General features: G+C 41.9%; 16 protein-coding genes and 1 riboswitch. Of the genes, 7 read left to right on the top strand and 9 right to left on the bottom strand.

The features are described from left to right. Positions 1-75: 75 nt before the first annotated feature. The 4 genes from ACYH0L_RS05450 to ACYH0L_RS05435 form a co-directional block, all read right to left on the bottom strand. A complete protein-coding gene (locus ACYH0L_RS05450; protein WP_034322969.1) occupies positions 76-624 on the bottom strand; it encodes an MFS transporter in 549 nt (182 codons plus the stop codon). Continuing rightward, positions 621-2,066 carry an FAD-binding oxidoreductase gene (locus ACYH0L_RS05445; RefSeq protein ID WP_230030918.1) on the bottom strand — a complete coding sequence of 482 codons (1,446 nt, stop codon included), beginning with the start codon at positions 2,064-2,066 and terminating at the stop codon, positions 621-623. Before ACYH0L_RS05445 ends, ACYH0L_RS05450 begins: the two co-directional genes overlap by 4 nt. Before the next feature lie 121 nt (positions 2,067-2,187). Next, positions 2,188-2,496 carry a metal-sulfur cluster assembly factor gene (locus ACYH0L_RS05440; RefSeq protein ID WP_034322974.1) on the bottom strand — a complete coding sequence of 103 codons (309 nt, stop codon included), beginning with the start codon at positions 2,494-2,496 and terminating at the stop codon, positions 2,188-2,190. Between the two features lie 46 nt (positions 2,497-2,542). Further along, positions 2,543-3,328: an alpha/beta fold hydrolase gene (locus ACYH0L_RS05435; protein WP_256499454.1), complete on the bottom strand. Its 786-nt coding sequence runs from the start codon at positions 3,326-3,328 to the stop codon at positions 2,543-2,545. Positions 3,329-3,465: 137 nt separating this feature from the next. Between ACYH0L_RS05435 and ACYH0L_RS05430 the strand changes: the two genes are divergently transcribed. From ACYH0L_RS05430 to ACYH0L_RS05420, 3 genes are all read left to right on the top strand, one after another. Next, complete coding sequence (locus ACYH0L_RS05430) at positions 3,466-4,278, top strand: Cof-type HAD-IIB family hydrolase (protein WP_230030919.1); 813 nt, start codon at positions 3,466-3,468, stop codon at positions 4,276-4,278. 88 nt (positions 4,279-4,366) lie between these two features. Further along, the gene (locus ACYH0L_RS05425; protein WP_008348539.1) at positions 4,367-4,519 is read left to right on the top strand and encodes a hypothetical protein; all 153 of its coding nucleotides are present in this window, start codon (positions 4,367-4,369) and stop codon (positions 4,517-4,519) included. Beyond that, positions 4,516-4,707 (top strand): DUF3813 domain-containing protein, encoded by a 192-nt coding sequence (locus ACYH0L_RS05420; protein ID WP_099728293.1) that lies wholly within the window; start codon positions 4,516-4,518, stop codon positions 4,705-4,707. Before ACYH0L_RS05425 ends, ACYH0L_RS05420 begins: the two co-directional genes overlap by 4 nt. Before the next feature lie 60 nt (positions 4,708-4,767). Here the strand turns inward: ACYH0L_RS05420 and ACYH0L_RS05415 are convergent, their stop codons facing one another. Further along, the gene (locus ACYH0L_RS05415) at positions 4,768-5,223 is read right to left on the bottom strand and encodes a BsuPI-related putative proteinase inhibitor (RefSeq protein WP_283775162.1); all 456 of its coding nucleotides are present in this window, start codon (positions 5,221-5,223) and stop codon (positions 4,768-4,770) included. A 14-nt stretch (positions 5,224-5,237) separates the two neighbouring features. Next, positions 5,238-6,080 carry a YitT family protein gene (locus ACYH0L_RS05410; RefSeq protein WP_099728295.1) on the bottom strand — a complete coding sequence of 281 codons (843 nt, stop codon included), beginning with the start codon at positions 6,078-6,080 and terminating at the stop codon, positions 5,238-5,240. Between the two features lie 139 nt (positions 6,081-6,219). Here ACYH0L_RS05410 and ACYH0L_RS05405 point away from each other — a divergent pair, with 139 nt between their 5' ends. After that, positions 6,220-7,077: a DegV family protein gene (locus tag ACYH0L_RS05405; RefSeq protein ID WP_099728296.1), complete on the top strand. Its 858-nt coding sequence runs from the start codon at positions 6,220-6,222 to the stop codon at positions 7,075-7,077. 40 nt (positions 7,078-7,117) lie between these two features. Here the strand turns inward: ACYH0L_RS05405 and ACYH0L_RS05400 are convergent, their stop codons facing one another. From ACYH0L_RS05400 to ACYH0L_RS05390, 3 genes are all read right to left on the bottom strand, one after another. Beyond that, positions 7,118-8,767, bottom strand: coding sequence for a methyl-accepting chemotaxis protein (locus ACYH0L_RS05400; protein WP_230030920.1), 1,650 nt, complete (start codon positions 8,765-8,767; stop codon positions 7,118-7,120). Continuing rightward, positions 8,764-9,741 (bottom strand): BMP family lipoprotein, encoded by a 978-nt coding sequence (locus ACYH0L_RS05395; protein WP_249705442.1) that lies wholly within the window; start codon positions 9,739-9,741, stop codon positions 8,764-8,766. Before ACYH0L_RS05395 ends, ACYH0L_RS05400 begins: the two co-directional genes overlap by 4 nt. A gap of 157 nt (positions 9,742-9,898) precedes the next feature. Continuing rightward, complete coding sequence (locus ACYH0L_RS05390; protein WP_230030922.1) at positions 9,899-10,747, bottom strand: CvfB family protein; 849 nt, start codon at positions 10,745-10,747, stop codon at positions 9,899-9,901. A 237-nt stretch (positions 10,748-10,984) separates the two neighbouring features. Between ACYH0L_RS05390 and ACYH0L_RS05385 the strand changes: the two genes are divergently transcribed. From ACYH0L_RS05385 to metH, 3 genes are all read left to right on the top strand, one after another. Continuing rightward, a complete protein-coding gene (locus ACYH0L_RS05385) occupies positions 10,985-11,476 on the top strand; it encodes a YajQ family cyclic di-GMP-binding protein (protein WP_230030923.1) in 492 nt (163 codons plus the stop codon). Positions 11,477-11,557: 81 nt separating this feature from the next. Further along, positions 11,558-11,676, top strand: a riboswitch (SAM riboswitch). A gap of 78 nt (positions 11,677-11,754) precedes the next feature. Beyond that, positions 11,755-13,596, top strand: coding sequence for a bifunctional homocysteine S-methyltransferase/methylenetetrahydrofolate reductase (locus ACYH0L_RS05380; protein WP_099728300.1), 1,842 nt, complete (start codon positions 11,755-11,757; stop codon positions 13,594-13,596). Further along, positions 13,580-17,008, top strand: coding sequence for a methionine synthase (gene metH, locus ACYH0L_RS05375; RefSeq protein WP_482354417.1), 3,429 nt, complete (start codon positions 13,580-13,582; stop codon positions 17,006-17,008). The genes ACYH0L_RS05380 and metH overlap by 17 nt, the downstream gene beginning before the upstream one ends. Positions 17,009-17,089: the final 81 nt, after the last annotated feature.

Below are 17,089 nucleotides of genomic sequence, written 5' to 3'. Positions count from 1 at the left end.
TTCAATTGTATATTTAATATTTTCTTTCATTTTTTTTCATAAAAAAATCCACATATCTTCGTGAGACATGCGGATTTATCTTTCGTTTTTCATATTGATGACCATGAGCGCACTGCATAAATATAATAAGGAGCTTGCATAAAAAATGAAATGAACGGTAAAGAAATCAGCAAACAGGCCGCCCAGCATAATGGCGATAGATGAAAAAAGAGCTGTCCAAAAATGATAGTGCCCAACTTCTTTCATTCTTTTCTTCTCAGTTGTCAGTTCAGTAACGAGCAGTTTCTCCCCGTGCTTTTGAAAACCACCGAGCGCACCTAGTGCAAGCTGTATCATATACACTTGCTCCACTTCTGTAATGTGCGGAAAAAGCAGCAAAAGAAAAGCCATACCAAACGAATGAATGATTAAAAAGAGCCGCCTGTCGGTTGTTTCTGGCAGTTTCCCTAAGAGTAAATGAATAAACGCACCGCTTAAACCAAACAGACCATACGCGAGACCAAACTGAGAATAACTTGATCCAACATTTTTAATAAAAAGAATGTAAAAAGGGAAGATCAGACTGCTGGCGAAAAACAGCAGGCTTTGTGAGTAGACGAACCATTTCATTGCTTTTGCATTCATTGAGTATTGTACCTTTCATAAAAATAGTTGATAAACCTGCCATCTGGATCTGCCTGCTTTTTCTTTTGAAAGAATACATCGGTTTTAGGATATGCCCGTTTCATTTGTGCCTTTGTTTGATAAGGCATGTACGGTAAGTAATAGCTTCCATGGTGCCGCAGGGTGACATCTGTCATTTGGCGGATGATCCGCTTCGCTTCTGCCTTTTCTTCTTTCTCAAAACCGTAATTCACAAGAAGAACAAGTGCAAACATATCTTGTTTTGCATATGAAAGGTCCGCTTTTTCATTTTTTTGTACATAGCGTATCGTGATATTCATTAAATTCAACTCTTCATGTTGTAATAGGTCTCTCATTTCATCGATATACGCACGAAAACGATCAACTGGAACAAAATATTCTTGCAGCACATCAGTGTCAGACTCATTTTCATATTCTAAAAATGCAGAATCAGACCGCATCACATTGTTTCTTGTGATCAACTGTCCATTTTGACTTTGGAAATATTTCTTTTGCAAATTCCATAGCAGATCTTTCCCCATATCAAATCTTCTCGAAAGGCCGAGCATAAATGTTAAGGGCATGACAAGCTGATCTTCTTTGAGCTCCCGATATGTTTCTATCTCTTGATCAGAAGAGAGGGTGTAATTGGTGACATACATCTCTTTCAAAAAGTGTTTTTTCGCTGTTGAGATTCTTGCAAGATGCATGCGTACCTCTTTATTGTCTTTTACATGCTTTTGAAAATAAGCGGTGTATTCACGATAATCAAGAGAGGTGGTTTCCATTTTATATAATTCATCCCTCGTTAACGAAAGCTCAACATCTAAAATGACGCCGAACAGGCCGTATCCTCCGATGACGGCAGTGAATAAGTCATCATCTGGTTTGACTGTGATGATCTCTCCATCTGCTTTTAATAGTCTGAAGGACCGAACTGTGTCAATGAGTGACCCATAGCGAATGTCACGTCCATGTGCGTTTGCACTTAATGACCCTCCAACCGTAAAGATATTTTGCGATTGCATCACCTTCACAGCAAGACCGTATGGGTTCACAAATTTTTGAATATCATCCCATGTAGCGCCGCTTTGGACACGAATGGTCTGCTTGTTTTCATCAAATGCTAAAATCTGGCGGAATTTAGTCATATCGAGCACGATCCCGTTTTCATAGTACGTGTGGCCGCCCATGCTATGCTGCTTTCCGGCAATTGAAATCGGCAGATGTTTCTCTTTTGCTTCTTCTAATACTTCTTTTAATGTCTGTATTTCTTTACCTTGAACGACTTTTTTTATTTTGACAGGCATGAGATGACTGACATCTGTAAAGGCATCAAGATTTTGACTTTTATGTGCTTGACCTTCACGTATAGTGATTGATGCAAAAAATGCAGCAGCATATCCCATGAAAAGAACGATCCATATCCACTTTCGTTTCATTATAGGTACTCCGTTCTTTAAAATTACATCCATTATATCAGGCCATTCTCTCCCCCACCTTAATTTTTCATAAAAAAACCTGGTACGAGTTCAACTCATACCAGGCGTTTTTCATATGTGCTTATTGAATACCAAGTGCGATTTTAGCGTATCTTGACATTTTGTCTCGTGTCCAAGGCGGATTCCATACGATGTGAACTTCTGTTTCTTTCACTTCAGGCAGGTCGCTTAATGCTTTTTTGACTTCATCCACGATAACTGGTGCTAAAGGACAACCCATTGATGTTAAGGTCATGGTGACATCTGCTTTTCCATTCTCATCAAGATCGACATCATAGACAAGTCCAAGATTGACGATGTCGACATTTAACTCAGGGTCAATCACCTGTTCTAGGGCGCCTAAAATATTTTCTTTCAATGCTTCATCCATGATATCCACTCCTTTTTCAACTAGTATAACGTACTTTTACTTTTGGCTAAACGTTTGTGCTTTTCAGGTGCGTCACAAACCAGTCAATCGTTTCAAACATCGCTTGTCTTGAGACCTTGTGGCCTGCTTGTTCATCTGTGATAAAACGAATCAGGTGCGGGTCTTGCTTATATTGGGTTGCCGCTAACTCGTCATATAGGGCTTTTGCGTGGCGATAAGGGACAACAGGGTCGTTTTCCGCATGCCAGAATAACAGCGGTCTTTTGTTCAATCGATCCATTTGCAGCGTTAAATCATAAGGGCGGAGTGCGTCTAATTGCTGTTTGACCTCTTCGTCCGTGATGTCTTTCATGAAACCTTTGTGACGCATGTCCATGATTTGTGCCTGTAGAAAAGTCGTATATTTCGGACTGCCCATCAGGCTGACAGCTGCTTTAATCCAATCATGCTTTGCAAGTGCACCAAAGGTCGTGATGCCCCCCATAGATGTACCAGCAACGCCTATCAGATCGGCTTCAATCAATTGTTTTGCTTGAAAATGTGTTTTGAGTATGTCGATTTCACGAATTTCGTTCAGGACAATTTCCCAGAACTTTGATGCCAGTTCCTCTAAGCTGAGGTTTTCTGATCTTACACCATGATAAGCACAGTCAGGCAAAATGACTCTCATGCCTTTTTCGGCCAAATGAAAGGCGAAGTGTAAATTGTGCTCACGTGCACTTGTAAACCCGTGTATGAAAAATACAAGCGGCAGCGGTTTTTCTTTATTTTCAGCTTTTACGATATGTAAAAATGGAATATCGTGTTCAATTTGCTCATCAATGGTGATCACAGCCTATGAATCCTCCTTTATCATTCCCGTCTTTGTTTATTTTAACATGTAGACAACGAAGATGTGATAAAGATACACTATAGAAAGAGGCACCATTACTAACTGCCTCCTATCACTTACAGATCAAAGGAGATTTTATGGAGACTAAACCTTATCTAATCGCACTTGACCTGGATGGCACGTTATTAAAAGATGATAAAACCATTTCTTCACACACGCTTGACGTCATTCAAAAAGTGAAAGACAGCGGGCATCATGTATGTATATCAACAGGCCGGCCATTTCGTTCCAGCTCTCCTTATTATCAGCAATTACAGCTTGATTCACCGATTGTGAACTTTAATGGAGCGTTTGTCCATCATCCTCTTGATGAAAAATGGGGCAGATTTCACACGTCACTTGATCTTCAAGTTGTTAAACAGCTTGTGGACATCAGTGAGGAGTATAAAGTGCACAATGTGTTGGCTGAAGTGCTCGATGATTTGTATTTCCATTATCATGATGAAAAACTCATTGATATATTTAATATGAATGCAAACAAAGTTACTGTCGGAGACCTTAGAAACAACCTTGGAGAGAATGTGACGAGCGTCTTAATTCATGCAAAAGAAGAAGACGTCGGAGCCATTCGGAGCTATTTAACAGATGTTCATGCAGAAGTAATTGATCACAGGCGATGGGCCGCTCCGTGGCACGTGATTGAAATCATTAAAACAGGCATGAACAAAGCCGTTGGACTGCAAAAAATCAGTGATTATTACGGGGTTCCTAAGGAGCGAATTGTGGCATTTGGAGATGAAGACAATGATTTAGAGATGATTGAATTTGCTGGATGCGGCGTTGCAATGGGCAACGGGATTGATGCAGTGAAACGCGTCTCAAATGAAGTCACAGATACGAATGAACAAGATGGGATTGCAAAATTCCTAACGAATTACTTCTCTCTTTAATTTTTCCATTCATACATATCCGAAGAAAGCGGGCATACTACCGTTAGACAGGTTGACCTGTCAGCTTGTGTAAAGGGGCGGATTCCGAATGGGTAAAAGAAGCAAATCGAAACGCTTTATACAACAAGGTAAAGATTCTGTCAGTCTGCATGACGCACGTTTTCCGTATCGTTCCACACTTGAAGAAGCGGCGGAGGACCGGGGAAATATGAAGACTGATGCTTCTGGAGGTTCATTGTGAGAAACGAACTTTTTGATCAAGCCAAATCATTTACTGAAGAAGCCCTTACTTCTTCATTTTCATCTGGGTTAGAGCGTCAACAGGCTGTCAAGCGAGCAAAAAATGCCGTATCATCTGCATTTGCCAACTCTACAGATGCAGAAAGAAACCAGCTGCATACCTTCCAAGACATGCTTGATGATCTTTAACGTAAAAAAGCTGTCCACTATCTGGACAGCTTTTTCTGTTTCTCATGAAGCAGGAAGCACTTATTTCACATGGAATGTTTTCTTTTCCGTGATTTGCTTAAGCCCTTCTGCTTTTCCTTTAAATGTGACGACCGCTTCATACGTTCCCGGCTCCACACCGTTTGACCACGTATCTTGAAAATCATACGCCTCATCTTTCTTCAGCACAAAGGATTGGATGGCCTGTGTGAACATTCGGTCTTTCGAATAGCGGTATTGTTCATTCCCGTTTTCGTCATACACACTTAGCTCGAATTTCTGGCTTGTGTTAAATGTAAATTCAATATCTCGATCTGATTCATTTTTCAGTGACATGTTAAATTGAACCGAAGAACCTTTTTGGACAGGGTCTACTGTGAGTACAACCGTTTTCTCTCCCATTTGACCGGATACCTCCTTGTTTGGTTCATCCTTTTTTTGTTGTCCACAAGCTGCTAAAACCAATAGAACGAGAAGAAGCACCACACCTTTTTTCATCTTCTACCCACCTTTTAATCTCGTCTGAAAAATCCAAGAATATTGGTTGTTTGAACAATATTCGTAAAGGCTTTTGGATCGACTTCTTTAATAATTTGTTCAAGTTCATACAGCTCATACCTTGTAATAACAACCACCATCATTTCTTTTTGCTCGTTGGTAAACGCGCCTTTCGCTGGTACAGTCGTAATGCCTCTGACCATTTTTCCATAAATAGCTTCTTTGATTTCATCTGCTTTCTTCGTCACAATCATCGCCGTCAGCTTCTCGTGTCTTGTATGGATGGCATCAATGACCCTAGTGGTCACATATAATGTGACAAGGGTATATAATGCTTTCTCCCAACCTTGTAATAATCCTGCTGTAAAAATGATGATTCCGTTTAAAATAAAGAAATACGTTCCGACTGGTTTATCCTTCCATTTTGCTAAAATCATCGCAAGGATATCGAGACCGCCGGTTGATGCCCCGTATTTCAGCGTGATTCCAATCCCGAGTGCAGAAATCACACCGCCAAACACAGCATTTAATAAAATATCTTCAGAAACGCTCGTCTCTGGTAAAATCCCAAGGAAAATGGTCGTCAGTGCAACACTGATAATGCTATACAAAGTAAAGGAACGGCCAACCTTCATCCAGCCTAAAATGCCGACTGGAATGTTTAAAATAAATAATAGGATCCCTGTTGATAAATAAAATGGCGCATATTGATCGATTAAACTGGATAACAGCTGCGCTACCCCTGTAAAACCGCTCGCATATACGTCAGCTGGGATTAAGAATAAATTCAGTCCAATCGCATTGAGTAATGCACCAATGACGACGACAATGAGTTTTTTTGCTTCTCCAATGAACATGTTGTCATTCCTCCACTACCATTCTCTCTATGGTTTTCCCTAAAATTTAGAATTTGAACACGAAAAGTTGATTTCTATGATATAGTTAGGCTAAAAAGATGTAAAATATGGCTTATTTTTTTAGAAAGAAGGGATTTTGATGACTGTTCATATCATAGCAGACAGTGCTGCTGATCTGCCTCTTTCTTATTATGATGAACATAACATGACACTCATTCCGCTGCGTGTGTTACTTGGCGAGCAGGAATTTGAGGATTTGATCACCATTGAACCAAAACAAGTATTTGATGCGATGAGACAAGGCGCAAGTCCAAAAACATCACAAGCTTCACCAAACCGAATCAAGGAAGCCTTTGTTTCTGTTGCACAAACCCATACGTCCGCCATCTATGTCGCCTTTTCATCAGAGCTTTCAGGTACATACCAAACAGCTGTGATGATGGCAAACGAAGTGAAGGAAGAATACCCTGATTTCGATTTACGAATCATTGATTCTAAATGTGCTTCACTTGGCTATGGACTTGCTGTTAAACACGCACAATCACTTGCCATTGACGGAAATACAATACAAGAAATTGAAACGTCTGTAAAGCATTTTTGTGAATCTTTACAACATATTTTTACTGTAGACGATTTATCGTATTTAGCAAGAGGCGGAAGAATCAGTAAAGCTTCTGCATTTGTTGGCGGTTTGTTAAGCATTAAACCCATTTTACACGTCGAGGATGGAAAACTGATACCACTTGAAAAAATTCGTGGACGTAAAAAACTGCTGAAACGCATTATTGAATTGATGAAAGAGCGCGGAACGGACTGGTCGAACCAAACGGTTGGCATTAGTCATGGAGATGATCCTGCACTTGCAGAAGACATGAGACAATTGATCGAAACCGAATTCCACCCAAAAGAAATAGATATTCATATCATCGGTGCTGCTGTCGGGTCCCATTCAGGTCCTAGCACGCTTGCGATCTTCTTTACAGGCAAACCATCATAAAAAGCACCCTTCCCTCAACATATAGGGAAGGGTGCTTTTCTTATGAAAGTTTAAATCGATGAACGGTTTCATTTAACCTAGCCGTCATACTCATCAGTTCTTCTACCTGTTTGTTCATTTGATGGAACGATTGCAGCTGTTCATTGGCCGAGGCAGAAATTTCTTCACTGCCTGCTGCTGTTTCTTCTACAACCGCACTCATATTTTCAATCGAGTGCAGCACTTGTCCGCCAAGCTCTGTCGATTGAATAATTTGGTCATTTAAACATGCCATTTCTTCTTTAATATGCTGTGCTTTTGTTTCTATATCTTCAAAGGAGTGTGAGGTTTTGTCCATCGCATCCTGCTGCTGAAGAGAAAGCTTGACCCCTTCTTTGACAGTTTGACTAATGGATTGAATGCCTCTTTCAATATGACTGACCATATCAAAGATTTGTCTTGTAGCGTTAGATGATTCGTCGGCAAGCTTACGAATTTCATCTGCTACAACGGCAAAGCCTTTTCCAGCCTCACCTGCTCTTGCCGCTTCGATCGCCGCATTTAGCGAAAGTAAGTTTGTCTGATCCGCAATGTCAGAAACTGTTTTGGCCATAGCCGAGATCCCGCTAGCATATTGCGTGAATTCTCCTGCCGACTGCTCGATTTGCCTTGTGGCATGTGTATTTTTTTCAATCGCCGTTTTTGTTTCTGTTAACGTGTGCTTTCCACTTTCCACTGCTTCTATCGCATCCTCTGTACTTTGGATGACTGTTTGTGAACGTTCGGAATTTTTACGTCCATGCTGATCCATCTTTTCAATCAAGCTAACGCCATGCTGGAGATCCTCTGAAATGGCTTGTGACCCATTTGCCATTTCGTCTGTCGAGACAGATACTTGATTTGCAGATTCCATCAGCTTTTTGTTTTCATCATCTAACTGGATCGAGAATGTCTCCACTTGACTTGAGACATTGCTGATTTCTTTAATCAGACTAATCAGCTGATCTGTCATTTGATTGAATGATTCATTTAAGCCGCCGATTTCATCCTTACGCCGGATGTCCATCCGCTCCACAGCAAGGTTTCCTTCTGCAATCTGTTTTGCCCGGTAGGAGAGTGATTTGATTGGTGTCACGATGGATCTCGTTAAACCAATATTTAAAAAGACGGCGATGACAATCAGTGTGAGGGCTGCGACTAACGCACTTGTGATGATCCACTGCACATTTTCTGCTGCATTCTCTTGATTTTGTTCATACGCTTCTTGTGCTCTTTTATTCATCGTATGCACGTCGTTTAAGACACCATCAATTCTTGCTGCCACACGTCTTGCATCAGAAGCATTTTTTTCACCAATGGCATTGTTCGCTTCCTTGGTCCACGTGTCAAACTTTAAATTTAACCTCGTTAATGCTTCTTTGTTCATATTCCCTGCGTTTTTGTTTAACGTTTGGAGTTGTTTTTTTGCTGTAGAGATATCGGTTTGAACGACCTCTAGCTGTTCATCTGAAAGTGTCATGGAATAATTGGTCATGGCTTGTTCGACACTTTCAAAGCTCGCCTTCGTTTTTTGTACGTTTAGTAAGGTTTGAACTTCTGTTTCATTCGATGATTGGATCTTTGTCATGCTGACAATGATAAAGGCGATGACACCAACCGCTAAAAGAAGTGAGATGAGTGAGTTGAGCAAGATTTTGACACGTAAGCTCATGATGCTGCCCCCTCTTCTTTCAGAAGCGTCTGCTTCAGTCCATTTAATTTTTTGGTCAATTTCTCAGCATCCTTGAGCACCCGGATTCTGGCCATATCGATTCCGTCATTGCTTAAGTCATAGACGATATGCCCACTTTTGATTTGATTGTTCTTTACGAGCTGTTCGCTGAATTGATAGACCACTTCATCGACTTTTTTGACCATGGATGAAATCACAGCTTTTTCAGCCGTATAGTACTGATCGCTGTCTACGCCAATTGCATATTTGCCTTGTGATTGTGCTTCTTTTAATACACCAACACCCGTATAGCCGGCTGCGGCATATAAAACATCTGCTTTCTTTTTGATCATTTCTTTGGCAATTTTACTACCTTTGCCTGCGTCGCTAAATGTACCTGCATAGGTGGATAAGATATTGATTTTCGGATTCACAGATTTGGCACCTTTTTGAAATCCTTTTTCAAAACGATGAATGACATCCGCATCGACGCCGCCAACAAATCCAATGACATCACTTTTCGTTGTCATGGCAGCAAGTGCCCCTGCTAAATAGCTGCCTTGCTCTTCTTTAAACGTCACGGAGGTCACATTTTTCAGCTCAGATACGGCATCAATCAGCAAGAATTGCTTCTTTGGATATTTTTTTGCGACTTTTTCTATGTCTTCTTGCATACTGAAGCCTACACCGATGATCAGGTCATTGCCATCTTTTACGAGCTCTGCCAGTCCTTTTTCGTATGTATCCGTTTCTGCAATTTCTCTATAATCAAATTCAATGCCAAGCCCGTCACGTGCTTTTTCTAAACCTTTAAATGATGAATCGTTAAATGATTGATCACCAAGACCATCGTCTGTCAGCATGACGCCAATATGCTTCACATTTGACTTCGGTGGTCCTCCCTGTTGATTGCTGCATGAGGCGAGTACCATGAGCATGGCTGCCATCAGAAGTATTGACACCTTCACTTTCATCCAAAAACACACTCCTTTTATCATCCTTACTCCTTTCTTATCGGATTTGAGTGGCGTTGTTTCAATGATAAAGGGAAGGTTTTTCAGCTTTTTTCATGACTTTTTTCACTGAAAAAACCCATTATTTATGACAAAAATAAAAAAAGTGAGCAAATGCTCACTTTTTCTCGTAGGTCCAGCCTTCTTCTTGATAGACTAGATCATTTTTCATCAGATGACCTAATGCGCGTTTAAAGGCCGCCTTGCTCATTTGAAATCGTTCACGAATATCTTCTGGATCACTTTTATCCCAGTAAGGCATGGCGCCATTTCTCGTTCTCATATAGGTTAAAATTTCTTCTGCATCAACAGATAACGCATCCTGCTTTCTAGGAAGCAAAGAAACGTTCACGGTTCCATCCTCTTTCACCGCAATGACGCGGCCTGTCACTTCCGATCCTAATCTTGGTTCTTCCTTTCGTTCTGTGCGGTGGATAAATCCCCTCACCCCTGTATCTGTCAGCATAAAAGAGCCTGTCGCAATTAAGCGATAAATTGTCCCAGTGATTTCTTTGTTCATTAAGGTTTCTGGCGCCTCAGTGAACAATTCACTGATCACATCCTCAGTGGCTGTCTTTGCGAACATTCTACCGTAGCTTGTGACTTTCAGCATACAGTAGAGTTTGTCTCCTTTTTTCGGCCATGCTTCCTCAAAAGGCGGGAGGTGTTCTGTTGCAACAAGTGCATCCTTTGATAGCCCGACATCGACAAATGCGCCCATGTCTTCTACAACGTCTACGACTTCTACCCAGCCATATGTATGTGCATTGATTGTAGGCATTTTCATCGTAGCTGCTAGTCTTTCTTCATGATCTACATATAAGTAGACCTCTACTTCATCCCTGTCATCAATATCCTCTGTCATCTCACTGCGATGCAAGAGGACAGAATCTTCACCATCTGTCAAAAAGTAGCCGTACTCCATCTCGTTCTCTATTTGCAAGGTCAATTGCTCACCTGGTCTCATGTTCTCTTCCTTCCTATCTGCCCATAAAAGAGCGTTCGTTCATCTTTTGATTCACTTTATTCTACTATACTTCTTTCAACATGAACATCTCTAGTTCTGTTAGCTAAAGTGGACAAACTTCCCTTGATTTATACCGCAAGCGGCTGAACTCTTTGATTTGTCTATATGATAAAGCTTCTTCTTGCCCTGTTTGCATGATAAAATAGACGCAATATCTATACTTGGAGGTCATGTGTTATGGCAAAAGAAAGTTCATTTGATATTGTATCGAAGGTGGAACTGCCAGAGGTGCAAAACGCCATTCAAGCAGCGCTAAAAGAAATTAAAAATCGTTATGATTTTAAAGGAAGTAAAAGTGATATTTCACTTGAAAAAGAAGAGCTCGTTCTCACCTCAGATGATGACTTCAAGCTTGAACAGCTAAAAGATGTGCTTGTGACAAAGCTGATTAAACGAAATGTACCAACTAAAAACATCGACTACGGAAAAACCGAACATGCCCTAGGCGGAACAGTACGCCAGCGTGCCAAGCTGATTAGCGGTATCGATAAAGACAATGCCAAAAAGATCAACGCACTCATTAAGCAATCTGGGATCAAAGTGAAGTCGCAGTTTCAGGATGACCAAGTGCGTGTAACAGGGAAAAATAAAGATGATTTACAAGAGGTCATTTCACTCATGCGCAAAGCAGATTTGCCGATTGACGTCCAATTTATAAATTTTCGATAAATTTTAAATTTTCCATTGATTATTTTCGATTTTTTCGTTACAGTTGATGGAAGTTCAATTCATTGACATGTTCATATCGCTTTCTTATCAAGAGAGGCAGAGGGACTGGCCCTGTGAAGCCTCAGCAACCGGTGTAGTAGAAATGTATTTTCTATGACCAAGGTGCTAAATCCAGCAAGCAACTGCTTGGAAGATAAGGAGAAGAATTACGATACAGCCAAAAAGTCTTCTTCTTATCAGAAGGCTTTTTTTGTTACATAGAAATAAGGAGGAATACAATGGGCCTATTACAAGACTTACAAAATCGCGTATTGATTGCTGACGGAGCAATGGGAACACTTTTATACTCTTACGGCATTGACCGGTGCTTTGAAGAACTAAATTTATCAAAAGAAGATGAAGTGAAAAGAGTGCATGAGGCGTATGTGCAGGCTGGAGCTGACATCATCCAAACGAACACGTACGGTGCGAATTATATTAAACTATCCCGCTACGGCTTAGAGGAAGAAACAAAACGTATCAATACAAAAGCGGTACAAATTGCAAAAGCTGCCGCTGGCTCAGCTTATGTACTCGGAACGATTGGCGGCATTCGAACGTTTAACAAAAATGCCTACTCGATAGACGAGATCAAACGAAGCTTTAGAGAGCAGCTGTACATCCTATTAAATGAACAGCCTGACGGATTATTGCTTGAAACGTATTATGATATGGAAGAGGCGAAGGCCGTTCTCGAAATTGCGCGCAAAGAAACGACTCTCCCGATTGTCATGAACGTATCCATGCACGAGCAAGGTGTTTTGCAGGACGGTACACCGCTGAAGGACGGTTTATCTGAATTATCCTCTCTTGGCGCTGATGTCGTTGGGATCAACTGCAGGCTGGGCCCTTATCATATGATTCAGGCACTCGAAGGCGTTCCGATTTTGGAAAATTCTCATTTATCTGTCTATCCTAACAGCAGTCTCCCGTCTCTTGAAGAAGGCAGACTCGTCTATGATACAGATAATGACTATTTCCGAAAAAGTGCACTAGAGTTTAGAAATCAAGGCGCACGCATTATCGGAGGCTGCTGCGGAACGACGCCTCAGCATATTAACGCAATGGCTGAAGCAGTTAAAGATTTAGCACCGATCACTGAAAAAGAAGTGAAAGTATTAAAAGAAGAAATCATTTCGATCCAAGACCAGCGCACTGAACCTGGACTTGACGAGCTGGCTGTTAAAAAACGATCGATTATCGTAGAGCTGGACCCGCCAAAGAAGCTGAACTTTGAAAAATTCCTTGTCGCAGCAAATGAATTAAAGAGTGCAGGCATTGATGCCCTGACGTTAGCTGATAATTCTCTTGCGACTCCGCGCATTAGCAATGTGGCTTGCGGTGCATTATTGAAACAGCAGCTTGATATGCGTTCACTTGTCCATATCACGTGTCGTGATCGTAATTTGATTGGGCTACAATCCCATTTGATGGGACTCGACACTCTCGGATTAACCGATATTTTAGCCATTACAGGCGACCCGTCTAAAATTGGTGACTTCCCAGGTGCAACATCTGTTTATGATTTAACCTCCTTTGATTTGATTCGTCTCATCAAACAGTTTAACGAAGGACTTTCTTTCTCTGGGAAGCCGCTTGGCAAAAAGACCAATTTTTCAGTGGCTGGCGCGTTTAATCCAAATGTACGTCATATTGATAAAGCAGTAAAACGTCTTGAGAAAAAAATAGAATACGGCGCTGATTATTTCATCTCACAGCCTGTTTATTCAGAGGAACAGCTAGTGAAAATTCATGAGGAAAGCCGTCATTTGGATAAACCGATTTACATCGGCATTATGCCGTTAACAAGCAGCCGAAATGCAGAGTTTATTCATCATGAAATTCCAGGCATCAAATTATCTGATTCCATTCGTGACATTATGGTCAAGGCTGGCGAGGATAAGGAAAAGCAGCGAGCAGAAGGCTTAGCGATTGCCCGCTCTTTATTAGATACAGCCTGCGAATTGTTTAATGGCATTTATTTAATTACCCCTTTCCTTCGATCAGATTTAACAGCAGAACTGACAACCTACATCCATCAGAAAGAAAAGGAGCCAAACGTACATGTCAACTATCACTGAACAGCTCAAGAGACGCATCCTTGTCCTTGATGGTGCAATGGGCACAATGATTCAAAACGCCAATCTCACAGCAGAGGACTTTGGCGGAGAAGAGTATGAGGGCTGTAACGAATATTTGAACATGACAGCCCCTCACATCATCTCCACAATCCACCGGGAATATCTTGAAGCAAGTGCGGATTTCATTGAAACGAATACGTTCGGCGCTACAAAGCTCGTCCTTGATGAATATGGGCTTGGCCATCTCGCCTATGAACTCAACGTACGAGCTGCTCAGCTGGCAAAGAATGAAGCAGATCGTTTCTCCACAGCGGAGTGGCCTCGTTTTGTTGTAGGCGCAATGGGGCCTACAACTAAAACATTATCTGTGACAGGCGGCACAACCTTTGAAGAGCTCGTCAGAAACTATGAAGAGCAGGCTCGCGCACTCATTGATGGCAAATGTGATGCCCTTCTTTTAGAAACAAGCCAAGACATGCTGAATGTAAAAGCTGGATTCATGGGCATTCAGAAAGCCTTTAACGCGACCGGCATTCAATTACCACTCATGGTATCAGGTACGATTGAACCAATGGGCACCACCCTTGCCGGTCAAGATATTGAAGCCTTTTATATCTCTCTTGAGCATATGAAACCAATCAGCGTTGGCCTAAACTGTGCAACTGGTCCAGAATTTATGACAGACCATATCCGCACACTCTCCTCCATCGCAAAGTCAGCTGTTAGCTGCTATCCAAACGCAGGTCTCCCAGATGAAGAAGGACAATATCACGAATCCCCTGCTTCCCTTGCTAAAAAAATCGCCGCCTTCGCACAGGAAGGCTGGTTAAATATCGTCGGGGGCTGCTGCGGAACAACACCTGCACATATTCAGGCATTATCAGACGAAGTGCGCTCGCTCCAGCCGCGCCGCATGGTTCATGAATCGTCACAGCATACCGTATCAGGAATTGACCCCCTTATTTATGAAGAAGCAATGCGTCCGCTTTTTGTAGGTGAACGGACAAATGTCATTGGCTCCCGGAAATTCAAACGGCTGATTGCGGAACAAAAGTTTGAAGAAGCGTCAGAAATTGCTCGTGCACAGGTGAAAAATGGCGCTCACGTCATTGATGTGTGTCTCGCTGATCCAGACCGTGACGAGGCAGCAGACATGGAAGGCTTTTTACAAGAGGCCATGAAAAAAGTCAAAGCTCCTTTTGTCATTGATTCAACGGATAAACACGTGATTGAAAAGGCACTCACGTACTCCCAAGGGAAAGCCATCATCAATTCCATTAATCTCGAGGATGGCGAAGAACGGTTTGAAGAAATTCTTCCGCTTGTGAAACTATATGGCGGCGCACTTGTTGTCGGCACGATCGATGAAACAGGGATGGCTGTAACAGCAGAACGAAAGCTCGAGATTGCCGTACGTTCTCATGATCTCTTAACGAAGAAATATGGAATTCCCTCAAGTGACATCATTTTTGATCCACTCGTCTTTCCGGTAGGCACTGGAGACGCGCAGTATATTGGCGCTGCCGAAGAAACGATCAAAGGCATCAAAATGATCAAGGAAACACTGCCTGAGTGTCTCACGATTTTAGGCATTAGTAACGTGTCTTTCGGACTCCCGCCTGTTGGCAGAGAGATCTTGAATGCCGTCTATTTGTATCACTGCGTCCAAGCAGGACTTGATTATGCAATCGTTAATACTGAAAAACTTGAACGTTTCGCTTCGATTCCAAAGGAAGAAATCAAGCTAGCTGAAACATTACTTTATGAAACAAATGATCAAACCCTTGCCGAATTCACCCAATTTTACCGCGGGAAAAAGAAAACGGAGAAAAAACCAAAGGTCTCCTTATCGCTTGATGAGAGGCTGGCGTTATACGTCGTCGAAGGAACAAAAGAAGGGCTGATTGATGATCTGTCCCTTGCCTTAGACCAATTCGAATCACCTCTTCATATCATCAATGGACCCTTGATGCAGGGAATGGCTGAAGTTGGACGTCTTTTTAATCAAAACGAATTGATTGTGGCTGAAGTGCTTCAATCGGCAGAGGTCATGAAAGCATCTGTTTCGTATCTTGAGCAATATATGGAAAAGCAGCATGCAAGCGGCAAAGGGAAGATTCTCCTTGCGACGGTTAAAGGAGATGTCCATGATATCGGGAAAAACCTTGTCGACATCATTTTGAGCAATAATGGCTTTCAAGTGGTCGATCTCGGGATCAAAGTCACACCTCAAACATTGATCGAAGCTGTGCAAAAGGAAAAACCAGATATGATCGGATTATCCGGATTACTTGTCAAGTCAGCACAGCAAATGGTACTGACCGCTCAAGATTTACAAAAAGCGAACATCTCCGTTCCCATTTTGGTCGGCGGTGCTGCTCTTTCACGGAAATTTACGAAGATGAAAATTTCGCCTCATTATGACGGACCCGTCCTTTATGCAAAAGATGCAATGGACGGCCTGTCATTAGCCAATGAGTTAAAAGCAAACCCTCTTCAATTTCAAACAAAGCCCTCAGCGGAACAAGAGGCACTTATCAAAGAGAAAGAAGTGAAACAGCCGAAAGCCGTCATTGAATTACTGGAAAAACGCGCGGCACTCCCGCAGGCGCCGGTTTTCACGCCAGAAAATACAAAACGCCATTATGTGCGTGACATCGATTTGCATCATATTATGCCCTATGTGAATGAGCAAATGCTTATTGGTCATCACCTCGGCTTAAAAGGAAAGGTCAAAACATTATTAGCTGAACAGCACCCAAAAGCATTGGAGCTAAAACAGCTTGTCACAGACCTTCTTCAGGAAGGCAGAGAGAAAGGCTGGTTTGCACCGGCATTTGTTTATCAATTCTTCCCTGCCAGTTCAAACGAGAATGATCTGCATATTTATGATCCGGAAGCGCCTGATCGCATCATTGAAACATTTCAATTTCCAAGACAGGAGAAACTTCCATACCGCTCCATTTCAGACTATGTGCGGAAAAGCGAAGAAAATGAGAAAGATTATATCGCCTTATTTGCCGTCACAGCTGGTGCGCGCATACGTGATGTGGCGCAGCAATTTAAGCAAGAAGGTGATTATTTAAAAATGCATGCTGTCCAAGCACTGGCGCTTGAGCTTGCAGAAGGCTTAGCTGAAAGAACCCACCAAGTGATTCGTGACAAATGGGGCTTCCCTGACCCAGTCGATTTCACAATGGACAAGCGGTTCCAGGCCAAATATCAAGGGCAGCGCTATTCCTTCGGCTATCCAGCGTGTCCAAATCTTGAAGACCAAGAAAAGCTGTTCCACCTGCTTCAGCCTGAAAAAATCGGCATCTATCTGACAGAAGGCTTCATGATGGAACCTGAAGCATCTGTTTCAGCGATCGTCGTTTCTCATCCTGAAGCTCGATATTTTAATGTTCATTAATGCAGGACCTCCGTGATTGGAGGTTCTTTTTTGATAAATATTGGGATAAATATCAATATTTACTCTTATTTACCGATATTA

This window comes from Bacillus sp. MC1252 (assembly GCF_056838025.1).
This window is presented reverse-complemented; position numbering and strand designations above follow the sequence as displayed.